This is a genomic window from Actinopolymorpha sp. NPDC004070 (genome assembly GCF_040610475.1).
In the GTDB taxonomy this organism is placed as follows: domain Bacteria; phylum Actinomycetota; class Actinomycetes; order Propionibacteriales; family Actinopolymorphaceae; genus Actinopolymorpha.
In genome coordinates this window covers 134827-149983 of record NZ_JBEXMJ010000014.1, presented here as the reverse complement: position 1 = coordinate 149983, position 15157 = coordinate 134827, and the positions used below count along the sequence as shown (strand labels likewise).

The following is a 15157-nucleotide window of genomic DNA, read 5'->3' as shown; positions in this document are numbered from 1 at the left end:
TTTCGCGACATCCGCACTCGGCCGGCGTCCACCCGGCCGGGACGACGTGTGCCTGGGGGATGCGCCGTGAGCGACCTTGACGAGAAGCTGCACGACATCTACGCCGAAGTGCTTCGCCGCAACCCGGGCGAGGAGGAGTTTCACCAGGCGGTCCGGGAGGTCCTGAGCAGTCTCGGGCCGGTGGTCGCCAAGCATCCGGAGTACACCGACGCGGCGGTCATCCGCAGGCTGTGCGAGCCGGAGCGGCAGGTCATCTTCCGCGTGCCGTGGGTCGACGACGCCGGCCGGGTGCAGCTCAACCGCGGGTTCCGCGTGCAGTTCAACTCCGCGCTCGGTCCGTTCAAGGGAGGCCTGCGCTTTCACCGGAGCGTCTACCTCGGCATCGTGAAGTTCCTCGGCTTCGAGCAGATCTTCAAGAACGCGCTCACGGGTATGCCGATCGGCGGCGGCAAGGGCGGCTCCGACTTCGACCCGAAGGGCCGGTCGGATGCGGAGGTCATGCGTTTCTGCCAGTCGTTCATGACCGAACTGCACCGGCACATCGGCGAGTACGTCGACGTACCGGCCGGAGACATCGGTGTCGGCAGACGCGAGATCGGCTACCTGTTCGGCCAGTACAAGCGGCTGACCAACCGCTATGAATCCGGCGTACTCACCGGGAAGGGCCTGGCCTGGGGTGGTTCGCAGGTACGCCAGGAGGCGACCGGTTACGGCGCGGTCTTCTTTGTCAACGAGATGTTGAAAGCGCGCGGTGAGACGTACGACGGGCGGCGCGTCGTCGTCTCCGGCTCCGGCAACGTCGCCATCTACGCGATCGAGAAGGTGCACCAGCTCGGCGGCGTCGTGGTCGCCTGCTCGGACTCCGACGGCTACGTCGTCGACGAGAAGGGCATCGACACCGAGCTGCTCAAGGAGATCAAGGACGTACGGCGGGGCCGCGTCCGCGACTACGCCGAGGCGCGCGGCAGCGGGGTCGACCACGTGGCGGGCGGGTCGATCTGGGACGTCCCCTGCGACATCGCCTTGCCGTCGGCCACGCAGAACGAGCTCGACGAGGCCGGCGCGCTCACGCTCGTCAAGAACGGCTGCCGGGTCGTGGGCGAGGGCGCGAACATGCCCGCCACGCCGGAGGCGATCAGGGTGTTCGACGACGCGGGGGTGGGGTTCGCTCCCGGAAAGGCCGCCAACGCGGGCGGGGTCGCCACCAGCGCGCTGGAGATGCAGCAGAACGCGTCCCGCGACAGCTGGACCTTCGAGCACACCGAGGAGCGGCTCGAGGAGATCATGCGAGCCATCCACGATCGGTGTGCGGAGACCGCCGAGGAGTACGGCAGTCCCGGCAACTACATCGCCGGCGCGAACATCGCGGGGTTCATCCGGGTCGCGGACGCCATGCTCGCCCTCGGCATCATCTGATCCGCGTACGAAAGAGCACCCTGGGAGGCATGCCCGCGGTCTGTGGACCGCGGGCATGCCCGGTGTCACCGTGTGGGCATGAGTGCGGTGGTGGTCTGGATCCTGATCGTCGTGGACTCGCCGTGCTGCTGCTGGTGGTGGGGTACCTGAAGCAACGACGCGAGGTCGACGGCCGGTGGGCCGACAAGTCCGAGCGAAGCGAGTATCAGAAACCGGGGCCTGAGAGCGAGCGGTGGTTTCCGCCCGGTTCCTAGGGTCGGCGGCACTCGGCTTCGCGGTCGTCGCGCATGACGGACGCGGGACGCCGGGCAGGGGCAAGGCGTTTCACGACGCAGCGTACGGCGACGCCGACGAGGCCTGGCACGTGGAGGACCACGTGATGGCGATTCGCCAGCTCGCCGAGCGTCATCCCTGTACGGATGCCGGGCAAGTGGAGGTGTACGGCCTATTCGGCGGCGGGTTCGCGTCGGCTCGCGCGATGTTCACCCGTCCGGACCTCCTACCGCGTCGGCGTGTCCATCTCCGGCAACCACAACTGGCGGCACTACATCCCGGCTTGGTCGCACCTCTATCTGGGCACAGTCGCGAGATGGGCTGATGTCGACAACACGCAGGTGGCCGCGGGTCTGCGCGGCAGGCTGTTACTCGTCCACGGCGAACTGGACGACAACGCGCTGCCGTCCCAGATGCTTCGAGTGGTGGACGCGCTGATCCCCGAGCTCGACTCGGACCTCGCCGAGTCTGAACAGTGGCCCGAGAAGAACCGTCTACCCCCGTTTAGCGCACTACCTGAGACGTTCGGCTCGACATCGCCGCTGTAAGCGACGGGCGAGTACTCAGGCTCACCGGTGTGCTCACCCTCGTCAGGACGGCTGCTGGATCGACCTGACCCGCCGTCGGAGCAGAGCACGCGCTGGTCGCCGAACCCTCAGGCGGCCCAGTTCTAGCGCATGCCTCTCCACATATGGCCGGGGCTGGCCAGAGTAAGCGGGGTCCCGCTAGCTACAGCTAGCTAGCATCTCGCAGGCACGGGTCCCTGCAAGGGCCTCCCTATTCCCGCAGGTCAGCCACCATCCTGTACACCTCCGTGTACCCGACGCAACTGCCCCGTACGCGCACCGTAACCAAAGATTCGGTTGACCCGTTGACAAGGCGACCCGAAAAAATGCGCGATGAGGCGCAACCAGGGCAAGGGGGACGGAATTATGACCTCGGGGGGCGCGAGACCGATGTAGTTGCCAGACGCACCGCCTTGGGAGCAAAGACAGCGCGAGGGCGAGGAGTTCGTAGTGGTGACTGTGGCCAACTTGTGGTCAGCTGACCCAGGTCTCGAGCGGGAGGTCGGAGATCAGTTCGATCGCGCGATCAGGTCGTATGAGATCCATCCCGACCTCATCGAGGAGCATGCGAACCATGAGGAGTCGATCCGAACCGGCGGTTATGCGAACCGTACGCTTCTCGAGCTCGTACAGAACTCTGCTGACGCGTTGGCCGGAGCGGAAGACGGTCAAGGGCCGACTGCTGGCAGGGTCGAGATCACACTCGATGTCGACAAAAAGACTCTGTACTGTGCGAATGCTGGCCGACCATTCTCGGAGAGCGGTCTAAGAGCCATCACGATGGCATACCTGAGCGCCAAACGAGGGGACGAGATCGGTCGGTTCGGTCTCGGCTTCAAGTCCGTCCTCGCGGTATCCGATTCTCCCCAGGTATTCAGCCGATCCATCTCCTTCGAGTTTAACTCCGTCAAGGCGAGGAAGGCCCTGACAAAGGTTGGGCCCGGCGCGAAGCGCTACCCGATTCTACGTACGGCGACAGTTGCCGATCCGCTCGCGGAGTTTGCCGCGGACCCAATCCTCGCTGACTTGGCCGAGTGGGCAACCACTATCGTCAAGCTTCCGAATGCGACGAATCTCAAGCGCCTGACGGAGGAGATGAGGGGCTTCTCCCCTGAATTCTTGCTCTTCGTAAACGCCGTGCGTGAGGTGAAGCTCCGAATCATTGGCCCAGAGGCGTTCGAGACTAGTCATATCTCGCGCGACCTCGGTGACGGAGTCCTCAAGATTGAGCGGCCAGACGGGGAGGGTGAGGAGTGGTTCGTCCAGGATCGGATGCACTCACCGAGCGAGGCCGCTCGCGAGCAGGTCGGACAGGCGGTCTCGCGAAAGCGGGTCAAGGTAACGGTCGCACTGCCAGCCCGGCAATCCCGGCAGCGCATAGGACGGTTCTGGGCCTACTTCCCGCTTCAGGATGAGACTTCGGCATCCGCTCTCTTCAACGCTCCTTGGAGTGTGAACGATGACCGGACGACGCTTCTGCACAACGACTACAATCGCGAAATCTTGCGGACACTATCGAAGATGTTCGTCGATCTGCTCCCACGTACACGGACGACTGAAGATCCGGCAGCGCACCTCGACTACATGCCTGCTCGGGGGCGTGAACTGCTTAGCTTTGGAGATGAGCTCCTGATCGCCCATATCCCAGTATTCGCGGCGGAGCAGGGGATAATTCCTGACGCTAACGGTGTCTTGAAGCATGCGACTGACCTGCGCCCACTGGACTTCTCTTTCGCTCTCGAACCGTCGATTCACCAGGCATGGATCGAGTCACCGAACACTGGCGAGGACGTCCCGTCCTGGCGTTGCTATGCCACGTCGACACGCACCACGCGCCTGCGGGATCTCTTCACGGCAGGGTTGGACCGCGGGGATCGTGGCAGTGCTAGGGACACAAGGCGGGCACTAGAGCTCATGCCAAAGCGCGGACTTCTTTCGTGGTTACGCGAGTGGGCCGACGGCGTCGACCCGATCTCCTCGGAGAACGCTTTCAAGACTGTCTGCGCCCTCCACCGGAAGATCGAAGGTGTTGACCAAGCCAAGGTCATCCCAACCACCGAGGGGCTGCGAGCACTCGTTGACAAGGATGTAGTCTTCCTGAGCCAGGATGCCGATATCGAGATCGAGGGTGCGACCTTCGTCGACCCCATCTTTCTAGCACGGCCGGGTGTCGATGATCTTCTACGGAAATCGGGGTTCCGAGACCTCGATCCACTAGCTGTTCTGAACGCCCGACTCGCGAAGCTTCCGCTAGTGGGAAGCGACCAGGAGCTGACCAAGTTGTGGGACGCGGTCATGGGCGTCCCGGTCCTAGCCGCTTCCAAAGCGCTCGCTGCACATGCGATGAAGGTGAGAGTGCCGACGGTCGATGGAGGATGGAGCCTTCCGCGCCAAGTATTCGACGTCTCGGAGTCGCTTGGCCCGTCCTTCGCATCGAGGACCCTTGACAGATCGAGATGCCTCCCGGAGGTCGCGTACCAACTCGGTGTCATCCGTGGGCCGGTTAGGAAATTTCCCGCTGACGACGAGCCGGCATTCGACCGCTACAAAGAATGGGTGCTTACAACTCTCAACCAGTGCCGCGGGCCCGGCGAGCGTCCCACAGAGCGTATCGATCTGACCCCGTACGAAGGACCTGGGCCGTTCTCGATGCTCTTCATGCTTCGCGATGCGGACGCCTCGGATGAACTACGGGCACGATGGACGGCCGGGCTCCTTGCAGAGGGGGACGGCGACTGGATCTGTGAGGATCTCGATACCTCGCGAACTTATCCGGTGAAATCACCGGTTCGTTGGGCAGTTGAGCGCGCAGGCCTACTCAGGACCAATCGCGGATTCCGCGCGCCCGCCGACGTTGTCGCCCCGTCGCTCGTGAAGTACGAGGGCTTGCTCCCTCTCTTCAAAGGGCCAGGCCACGTGTCGGACGCGCTTGAGCTACCTGACGAGTTGGCGGTGGTCCCTGTGAAAGTGCTTCGCGATGCACTCGGCGCCGAAATCTTTCCGCCAGCGATCAGCGACTCCACGCTCGTTGACTTCATCTTGACTGCGGACCGGATCGCGTATCCAGAGTCCCATCCTCCCAGCATTCCTGCACGGGTCCGAAAGGCAGTCGAGGCCCGTCCCCCCAACGCCGTCTATCTCGCGACTACCGACGAGCAGCAGGAGTATCTTTCACACCGGCACCGCCCTTATCTGCGCGTAAGCGAAGAGGAAGCCGCGGACCTAGCCGAAGCTGTAGGGTGTCGCCGCTTCGAGGAGAGCTTTGCCTTTTCCGTGCTTGTAGAAGGACGGCAAGATAGCGAACGGATCGTTGACGTTTACCCCGGCCTGCGAAGCACGCTCTGGGCCGAGAAGGTGGCTCACGCCACCGTGGCGCGCGCCTTGCTCCTAGCGAAGCGGGTTACCACCGAAGAAGGGGTAGAGGATCAAGCTATCGACTGGCATCTCGAAGGTGGCAGGCTCATTGTCGCGAACGAAGCAGACGAAAGAAAAGTCCTCAGCTTCATAAATGATGCGTTCGAAATGCGCCTTAACAATGCCGAGCTCGCCACGGTCATCAAGGCAGGTGTTGATCACCGCCTTGAGACTATGCGTCAGGAAGCTATTGCGGCGCCCGACGACGAGTCGCGATTGGAAGTCTACATTGGGCCTGATGATCTGCGTGAGGCACTGCCCTCCGGCTTATGGCAAGCACTTCAAGTCCAGGGATTGGTCGGCGACGATACATCAGTCGCCCGGTTATTCCTGACGGTCTATGGCTCGGAGGCTGTCAAACAATTGCAGGAAAATTTCCGGCAATTAGGTTTCCCTGACGTTCCCACTACCTGGGGAGGTGGCGCGTCGACGATCTCGTGGCTTCGGAAGATGGGCTTCGGAGCCGAGTACGCTGGACGTCGCAGCGAGCCGCAGGTCAACGAATTCATCGTGCCCGGGGCGGTTAAGCTGAATCCGCTACATGAGTTCCAACAGAGAATCAGTGAGGAGCTGCAGCAGGTTATCACCCAAAGTGGCGCTGGCCGATCTAAAAAGGCAATGCTTGAATTGCCGACGGGTTCGGGTAAAACGCGCGTTGCTTCTGAGACCGTGCTCCGCCTGTTCATTGAGGGAAAGTTGCGTGGACCGGTCTTGTGGATCGCCCAGTCCCAAGAGCTCTGTGAGCAGGCCGTCCAAACCTGGGGCCTAGTGTGGCGGGGCCTGGGCGACGAGCGTCCGCTGACGATCGGCAGGCTCTGGGAAAGCAATATCGTGCATGAGCCAGACACCGAGTTCAGCGTGATAGTCGCAACTGATGCCAAGCTCAACGTGGTTCGTGGCACTGCGGAATATGAATGGCTAAGTGAGGCGACACTCGTCATCGTCGATGAAGGCCACCGCGCAGGAAACTCGTCGATGTACACCAGCATCCTTCAATGGCTGGGCGTTGCAGGCACCGGATGGGCAAGGCCGTTAGTTGGCTTGTCGGCCACGCCATTCAAGGGAACCTCAGAGTCCGCCACCAAACAGCTCGCCAACAGGTTCGGAAACAAGATTATCAAGGCCTTTGAGGGAGATGCATATCATGAGCTTGCCGAGCTCGGTGTTCTGGCGCGTGTGAAACACGATGTGCTGCCGGGTATCAAGGTAAGGCTGTACCCCAGCGAGGTCGCCGAAGCCAGTCGACTTCGACGTATTAACCCTGCGGTACTCGACCGTATCGGCCGCGACCAAGCGCGTATGGCGATCCTCATAGATCACATCATGAGCCAGGATGATGATTGGCCGATTTTGGTCTTCACTCCGAATGTTCTCTCAGCGCAGGTCCTCGCCGCGTCGCTGCGCTACCGGGACGTTCGGGCTGAGTCGGTGAGTGGGCAGACCAGTCGACAGGTACGCCGTGATGTGATCCAAAAGTTCAAGGACGGCGCCGTCCGGGTGCTGGCTAACTGCGATCTGCTTATCCAAGGCTTCGATGCGCCTGGTGTCCGGGCACTCTATATTGCGCGTCCAACGTTCAGCCCGAGCGCCTATATTCAGATGGCGGGACGCGGGCTGCGTGGCCCAGCCAACGGCGGTAAAGAAGAGTGCCTCATCGTCGACATGGCGGACGACTTTGGCAATATGAGTAACCTTCTTGGCTATCGTGAGTACGAGCCGCTATGGAAGGAGCACCCCGCGTGATACTTTCGCCGGACCTCAAGTCGATCCTCCAGGTGGCCGAGAGCGACGCTGAGAAAACCGTTGCACGCCTGCTGCTCGAAGTGACTGGCGACCCGAATGCGGTTGCCTTTCACTCGGTAAAGCTCCGATCTCATCGACACAAGCAGCAGGCGGAAGCCGATTTCATCGTCCTCTGGAAGGGCGTGGTGGTCGTATTCGAGGTCAAGGGCGGAGGGATTCGATGCCTCGAAGGCAGGTGGTGGACTAAAAACCGACGTCAGGAATGGTTCCAACTGAAGGAACCGCCCATGGATCAGGCAAATGGTGCAAAGATGGCGCTCCGCGATATCTTAAAGGCGGACGGTCTCGGTTGGTATCCAGACCAGCATGCGGTTATCACCCCGGATACCGATGATCTGAACCGCGCCATCGGTTGGTATCCGTCGCACTGGTTGGCAAGCTCGGACATGACAGTTGAGGGTGTCGCGGGCGCGCTCGACGAGATAGTGAGAAGGGCGCCAACACCCAGCCACGGTACCAAGGTCGCGCGGCTCGCCGACATCCGTACAAGGCTGTACGGCGAGTTCACGCGCCTTCCTGCCATCGATGCACAGCGTGGCGCTGTGCTGGAAGAGCAGAATCGCGCCACGGCTGGCCAGGCTAAGTACCTCGAAGGTCTGGCTCGCAGCCCGCGCGTGTTGGTTCTCGGCGGTGCCGGCACGGGGAAGTCGCTGGCATTGGCTGAGGGCGCGAAGCAGGAGGCAGATCAGGGCCGTTCGGTGCTGATCACCTTCGGCTCCCCGGGCCTCATTCGCTTCTTCAAGACGTTGGTTGCTGGCAGAGCTATTGATGTCATTCCTTTCGCTGAGCTGTCGGGGGAACGGACCTACGAGGCCGTCTTCGTGGACGAGGCACAGGACCTGATGACGGCAGAGGACATGGACAAGCTCGATACGGTCATCGACGGCGGGCGCGCAAACGGTCGTTGGCGCATGTTTCTGGATCCGAACAATCAAGCGCGCGTCGACGGGGCGTTCGACGAGGATATCTTCGCGTTGATCCTTGAGGATGCCGTCGAGTTCGAGCTTCCGATGAACGTCCGCAACACCAAGCCCATCGTCCACGTTGTCCAGAGCTATCTAGGTGCGGACGTCGGGGACCCGGGAATCGTTCATGGCGAACCCCTCCACTGGGCCGACGCTACCGGCGTCGCTGATGTCGCCACCGCCGTGAAGATCGCTGATCAGCTCGTAGCGGATGGTTCGAGGCCTAGCTCTATTTGGATCATCGATGCTTCTTCGTCGGCTGCACCAGTTTCAACGAAGCGTGGCGTTATGATCACAAGCCCCAAGCACGCCAAGGGGCTCGAGGCGGACCGAGTCGTCGTGTGTAACTTGCCGGAAGTCTTTGATCATGGTGGGTCGGCGGCTTTCTATGTGGCGGCGACGAGGGCACGTGTGGGTCTACACATCTTGGTGTCGGCAGCCGACAGGAAGCGGCTACAAGAGCTGTTGCAGAACAACATGGGGGCGCTTTGACACTCACCGGCGAGCAGCAAGAGGTCCTTGCACACCTTAGATCGGCCTACGTCGGCCCAGAGGGTGGTCCCGACGAGATCATTGTCAATGGGCGCCCGAATTTGCAATACAGCGTCGGGATGCTATATCCACCCGAATCCTATTCGGAGGCGGCTCCTGAGGGGCTGACCGACGTTGACTCCGACGCTATGCCCGAGGTTGAAGCCGACGTCGTCGAAGGTGAGGTGGATGACCGAAACGCAGGTATTCCTCTTGCCGAGGACTGGCGCCCGTCGTCAGCAGCAGTATCGTTTGTGACCGATGGGGCCACGGTGCAGTGCAGCATAGCGGGAGGCACATATGCAGCGCTAGACCTCGATGGGCCACCGCAGTGGCAGAGGACGCCCTTCTCCTATCCAGATCTCGAGCTTTCGGCTGAAGATCCGCCACGCGAGCTGACCGCTGGCGACGTCACGCTCCAAGTCGGGTCCCGCTGGCGTTCTTTTGGCAATGCGTACCTCGTCACTGTTCACGTCAGAGTGGTCACGGCCGCTAGCGGCGATATGAAAGTGGATGCCGCCCGGATCTTGTATCAGTTGGAGTTGTCCGTCCTACCCAAATCTGGAGGACGAATCCTCGAATACGATCCAACGTCTAGCCTAGATGTCGACCACGAGGCGGCTGAGCTTCGTCTGCGATACCGCAATCGGAAGACCTACGCTGTCGGGCACGGCATGGCGGCCGACTGGGACATGGTCGACGGGATATGCACGAGAGTCTTCATCGATCCTGTCCCATCGTACGTCGTCCCTGCCGTCGAGACCGTTGCCTTCGCCTCCGGAAGCGCCGAAGGTACTGCTCTTCGACTCGACTTCCTGTCGCGTATCGACAGTGAGCCCGAGCTGGTGATCGCCGCACTCGAAACATTCGTGGCCGCGTTCGAGAGATGGGTCGCAGAGCAGGAGGGACGGGTTTCGAGTTTCGGTCGAGACTCGTCCGTCGCCGCCACCATTGTGGCGCGGTCGCGGAGGGCCTCCAGTCGGATGCAGGCGACCGTGGATCTCCTCCGAGGAGAGGATCAGGGCAAGCTTCGCACGGCATTCGCGTTGGGGATGGCGGCGATGCGCTTGCAGATGCGACAAGCGCGGATCAACCAAGGCACGGAACTCGAGGCCGTAGCCGAGCCGGCCTGGCGACCGTTCCAGCTTGGATTCATTCTCGTAGCTTTGGCCTCGACCGTGGATGATCGGCACCCGGAGCGCGAGCTTGTCGATCTCATTTGGTTCCCCACGGGTGGCGGGAAGACGGAGGCATACCTGGGCCTGGCTGCAATCGAGATCTTTCGGCGGAGACTCCGCCACGGTACGTGCGGCGGTGGCACGGCGGTGATCACCCGCTACACGTTGCGCCTTCTGACGGCCCAGCAGTTCCACCGGGCATCATCTCTGATCTGTGCGATGGAGATCCTGCGGCGACCCGGCCGTGATTCCGATACAAGGGCGGAGGGGATGGCTCCGTTCTCGATCGGACTTTGGGTGGGCAACGAGGTGACGCCCGGCACGCGCGGCGAAGCCCGCATGGCGCTGAAGCGCCTACTAAAGGCAGCTCGACCGCAGGAGGCGAACCAATTTCAGGTCGAGAGCTGCCCATGGTGCGCTGCTTCGCTTGTGCCTAAGAGGCACTCGACAAAACCTTCTGATTACGGTATACGCCAGGTTGGTAATGACATCATTATCCGGTGCACGAACATTCATTGCGAATTTAATGGCGAGCTGCCGGTCGCTGTCGTCGACCAGGTCTTATATGACAATCCGCCGACGTACCTGCTAGCGACCGTGGACAAGTTCGCAAGGCTCCAATTCAATCCAGACGCCGGGCGCCTATTGGGGCTAAACGTCCCGTTCTGTCAACCGTCTATGATCATCCAAGATGAACTTCACCTGTTGTCGGGTCCGCTGGGGACCACCGTGGCGGTGTTTGACGCGGTGATCCAGCAGTTACTGAGCCGCGGAGGCACTCCGCCTAAGATCATTGCCTCGACGGCGACGATCCGGGCTTCGCATGAGCAAGTGCGCGGTCTATATGGACGCGAAGTGGCACTCTACCCGCCGTCAGGCCTCGACGATGACCGAACCTTCTTTTCCCAGCCTGAGGCATCAGGAAAGGGACGGCTGTATGTCGGACTCATGCCGCAATCCTTGTCTCAAGCCTCGGCGGTAATCGCAGCAGCCTCTCCGCTACTCGAGATTCCCGCAATCTCTATCCAGCGCGAGGGAACAGCGAGGGACGCATACTGGACGGCTGTCATGTACCACAACAGTCTGCGCGAGCTGGGTCGCACCGGGACTCTGGTAGTCGACGACGTGAACGCGCGGCTTGAGGCGCGCGCGGATCGATTGCGATTGCCATACCGCCGGGTCCGCCCCGATCGCGTCCTAGAACTCACCAGTCGACGTGGCCCGGAGGAGCTTCCCAACGATTTGCGCGAGCTCGGTTGGCGCATCGATAAGACTGACCAGGCGGTCGACGTTGTCCTTTCATCCAACATGCTGTCGGTGGGCATCGACGTACCCCGACTCGCGTTGATGTTGATGGTCGGGCAACCTAAGACGACGGCCGAGTACATTCAGGCTACGAGCCGTGTCGGCCGTGGTGACGTGAGGGGAATCGTTACGACACTGTTCCGGTCGAACCGTGCCCGTGACCGATCGCATTTTGAGACCTTCCGCAGCTATCACGAATCTCTTTATCGGACGGTCGAGCCGACCAGCGTGACACCGTGGTCGAGAGCCTCCCGCGAGCGGTCGCTCGCTGGCGCACTCGTGATGCTCGTGCGGCACACCTTCAGCGGTCTTGCTCAAAACGACGACGCCGGGCGTATGGATCTTGACGACGGGCAGCTATCGGCCTCGATCGAGAAAGTCATCGATGATCTCAAGGGGTTACTGAGCCGTTCTGATGAAATCGAGGCGGTGCCTACAGTCGATCGGCTCCGATCATTGCTGAACGATTGGGATCGAAGGGCCAAGGCGATGCGCTCCGCCGGGACCAAAATGAGCTACGACCGGGGAAGTGGCGACGCGGCGCTACTGAAGCGATTCGGGCAATCGGGCGAGGGGTGGCTGGTTGCAGATTCGATGCGATCGGTCGAACCTAACGTTGCAGTGCAGGTCCGTGAGCCTATGGAAGGGAACGACTGATGGAACCAATCAGACACGACTTGCGCCTCTCAGAGACGTTGTCGCCCTTCGGTGTCGGAGCAATCGTCGATATCCGTGGAGAGTCAATTATCGCCCCGGACACTTCGTGGTGGGACAAGAAGTTCTCCCCCGAGATTAGCTGCGATCGACTCTTGGCGCGCATCGGCGCGGGCGTGCTTCGCCAGGCGCCGTCCCACGCCGGGAAAGCAGCTAAGAATACGCCGGGCCTAACATACTGGCGGTTTCCGGCCTGGCGTTTCTGCGAACGTTGCTCAAAGGTCTCGAAATTGACCGGCAGGGACAAGGGTAAGTGGGTCAACAAGTGTGAGTGTGGCGGCATGCTCGTTCCGATGCGTTACGTCGCGGTCTGCGAGAAGGGGAGTCACATTCAAGACATCCCATGGTTCAAGTGGGCCCACCGAGGGCATGACGGGCTAATCGCGGACGAGGTGCGCTTCTGTAAGGCTTACGCAGAGCTGAGGTTTCTTCGATCGGCGGGGCTCGGCGAGGGGCTAAAGGCTCTAAGTATCCAATGTAACGCCTGCAGGCGAAGGCGTTCGCTGGCGGACCTAGTTGTCGAGGATTCACTGAAGCGCGATGGAATTAAATGCAACGGGACCCAGCCGTGGATGGAGCATACGTCAGCGCACGCCTGCGAGCACAGGCTCATAGCCGTACAGCGCGGAGCCACCGCAAACTATATCGCCGAAGGACTTGTGGCGCTTGACATACCCGAGGAGAGGCCGAGGTCTCGGGAGCTTGCCGACAAGATCCGGAGCCATATCTATTTCAGCAAAGTGGTCGATGACAACGGCGGGCCCCAAGCCCAGATGGTTGCCGAGTGGATCGCTACAGAACTTAGTGCGACGGCAGCTGAGGTGCTTGCCATCGCGGCGGACGGTGGGGCGTCCGAGTCGACACCGCTGCTGGACCTGAAGGACGGCGAGTGGGCCGCGTTCCTCAAGAAGCTCGAGGCCGGTCGTGACAGGAGCGGTAGCGACTTTGTTGTCGACGGATGGACGATCGACTCCAAACCGAATTGGCCAGCGACGCTCACCGGTAGTCTCATCGGACTCGGGCAGGTGCAGCGTGTGCGCGAGGTGCGCGCACTGCGAGGGTTCCGTCGATATAGCGCTGACGCTGAGTTCATCAAGGCCGATCTGGGCCCGGATCAAAGGCGCATGCCGGTGTATCCGGCAATTGAAATGTTCGGTGAAGGTATTTTTTTACGTTTTAACGAGGCTCGCCTACGGGAGTGGGAACAGCTACCAGAGGTTCGGGCTCGGGCGGAGATTCTCGTCAAGCGTAGGAGTGAGACGTTGTGGGCGCACAGGCTTGATGTGCCCGAACCGCGTTTCATTGCGTTGCACACCTTCTCTCACCTCCTCATGCGCAGGCTGGCGTTTGATAGCGGGTATTCGTCGGCGTCCCTGCAAGAGCGCATCTACGCCAATTCCGAGCGCCCGGATCGCACGGCGGGGGTCCTGATCTACACCGCGGCAGGAGACGCACAAGGAACACTGGGGGGACTTGTGCGTCTGGGTTCTCCGGACAAGTTGATTCCGTTGTTGGTCGCCGCGCTAGATGAGGCCGACGTCTGTTCGAACGATCCGGTGTGTATTGAGAGCGATCGCCAGGGATCGTCGAGTCTGAACTTGTCCGCCTGTCACGGCTGTGCGCTCGTCAGCGAAACTTCGTGCGAATCCGGTAATCGTATGCTTGACCGACAGTTGGTCCTCGGGGGGAGCAACGTTCCCGGGCTGTTCGGTCAGGTACTCCCCGAGATGCGGGAGTCGATCGCTTCCCGTGACCGCTAGCCGAGGCGTTGCGCAAGGTGACTTGCGATTGCGCTAGCTAGAGGAGGAGGTACAGCGTTCCCGATCTGTCGAGCGATCGACGACTTGTTGCCGCACCACCTGAACCCCTCCTGTGGGAAGCCCTGGATAAAGGCCGCCTCGGCGTGGGTGATGGGGCGATCCTCGTCAGGATGTAGGTAACGCCCCTTCTCCGGCTTGAAAAATTCAGTCCGGATCGTAACCGACGGCTTGCTCCACACGAGTCGTCCCATGACGTCACCGCTGCCCGACTTATGTTTCCGCCAACAGGGCGTCAGTAGATGATCGGGAAGGTTGTTCCGGTTGCCACCGGGAGGAATAGCCCGAAATCTGGCTTTCGAGATATCGGTCGGTCTACGCGTGATGTGCAGATCACGGATTTCGAAGACGCCTGGGATCTGTCGGCCCCGAAACTCGACGGTGCTCTTCGGGAGATCGGTGTCTGTGACGCGTCTATGGAGCCACTCTGGGAAGGCATCGGAGAGGGTCGCAGTGCTAGTCTCGGGCGGTTGGCCTAGAGCGTCGAGCTCCCGCAGTCGACCGATTACCACAGCTCTGCGCCTGCTTTGCGGTACGCCGTAGTTCGCTGAGTTCAGGACGAACGGCTCGAGCGCGTATCGGTCCAGGAGGCCGCCACGCTGCGTCTCAGCGTCGAATTGGGCGAACTCTGATGACCGGAGGAACTGGGGTACATTCTCCAGCACGAAGAGTGCAGGTTGCACTCGCCGCAGGGTCTCCACGTAGTGCCGCCACATAGCGTTTCGGGGGTCTGCAGGGTTCCGTCTTCCGAGGGCCGAGAATCCCTGGCACGGCGGTCCGCCCACGACGACTTCAGCCTTAGGTAACGACGCCTGCACCCAATCGGCGATGTCGCCAACGTGGACGTGGTCACCGAAGTTTTGCGCGTACGTTGCGGCCGCATGGACGTCGAGCTCCACAGCCGCTACAGGACGGAACAAGCCGGTAGCAGTGAAGCCCTGGGTCAGCCCACCGCATCCCGCGAAGAGGTCGATCAAGCGGAGGACACCTGCCACAGATGCATGGTAACGGGGCGGCTCCTACGGCCCCGCAGTGGCTCGCTGGCACTTGAGGTCTGCTGTTCGTGGAAGCAGCGATGAGAGCGTCGTGCGACGAGCGGTCGCTAGCCTCCTGGTGGACCTGCGACGAGGCCATGTCGGTTGAGGTAAGCGGCAGGAGGAGGAGTTGTGCCGAGC

Annotated in this window: 8 protein-coding genes; 7 read left to right on the top strand and 1 reads right to left on the bottom strand. The window is 61.5% G+C overall.

Annotation, left to right across the window (positions count from 1 at the left end; genetic code table 11):
* Positions 1 to 66 precede the first annotated feature (66 nt).
* The 7 genes from gdhA (at position 67) to ABZV93_RS24125 (ending at position 13925) form a co-directional block, all read left to right on the top strand.
* Positions 67 to 1416: an NADP-specific glutamate dehydrogenase gene (gene gdhA, locus ABZV93_RS24155; RefSeq protein ID WP_354939944.1), complete on the top strand. Its 1350-nt coding sequence runs from the start codon at positions 67 to 69 to the stop codon at positions 1414 to 1416.
* Between the two features lie 232 nt (positions 1417 to 1648).
* The gene (locus tag ABZV93_RS24150) at positions 1649 to 2014 is read left to right on the top strand and encodes a prolyl oligopeptidase family serine peptidase (protein ID WP_354939941.1); all 366 of its coding nucleotides are present in this window, start codon (positions 1649 to 1651) and stop codon (positions 2012 to 2014) included.
* Positions 1929 to 2237 carry a hypothetical protein gene (locus ABZV93_RS24145; RefSeq protein WP_354940004.1) on the top strand — a complete coding sequence of 103 codons (309 nt, stop codon included), beginning with the start codon at positions 1929 to 1931 and terminating at the stop codon, positions 2235 to 2237. The genes ABZV93_RS24150 and ABZV93_RS24145 overlap by 86 nt, the downstream gene beginning before the upstream one ends.
* A gap of 471 nt (positions 2238 to 2708) precedes the next feature.
* A complete protein-coding gene (locus tag ABZV93_RS24140) occupies positions 2709 to 7412 on the top strand; it encodes a DEAD/DEAH box helicase family protein (RefSeq protein WP_354939938.1) in 4704 nt (1567 codons plus the stop codon).
* Positions 7409 to 8929 carry an NERD domain-containing protein gene (locus ABZV93_RS24135; protein WP_354939935.1) on the top strand — a complete coding sequence of 507 codons (1521 nt, stop codon included), beginning with the start codon at positions 7409 to 7411 and terminating at the stop codon, positions 8927 to 8929. Before ABZV93_RS24140 ends, ABZV93_RS24135 begins: the two co-directional genes overlap by 4 nt.
* Positions 8926 to 12108: a helicase-related protein gene (locus tag ABZV93_RS24130; protein ID WP_354939932.1), complete on the top strand. Its 3183-nt coding sequence runs from the start codon at positions 8926 to 8928 to the stop codon at positions 12106 to 12108. The genes ABZV93_RS24135 and ABZV93_RS24130 overlap by 4 nt, the downstream gene beginning before the upstream one ends.
* Complete coding sequence (locus ABZV93_RS24125; RefSeq protein ID WP_354939930.1) at positions 12108 to 13925, top strand: DUF1998 domain-containing protein; 1818 nt, start codon at positions 12108 to 12110, stop codon at positions 13923 to 13925. The genes ABZV93_RS24130 and ABZV93_RS24125 overlap by 1 nt, the downstream gene beginning before the upstream one ends.
* Here the strand turns inward: ABZV93_RS24125 and ABZV93_RS24120 are convergent.
* Positions 13922 to 14959 carry a DNA cytosine methyltransferase gene (locus ABZV93_RS24120; protein WP_354939927.1) on the bottom strand — a complete coding sequence of 346 codons (1038 nt, stop codon included), beginning with the start codon at positions 14957 to 14959 and terminating at the stop codon, positions 13922 to 13924. The two genes, ABZV93_RS24125 and ABZV93_RS24120, sit on opposite strands and share 4 nt — an antisense overlap.
* Between the last annotated feature and the right edge of the window lie 198 nt (positions 14960 to 15157).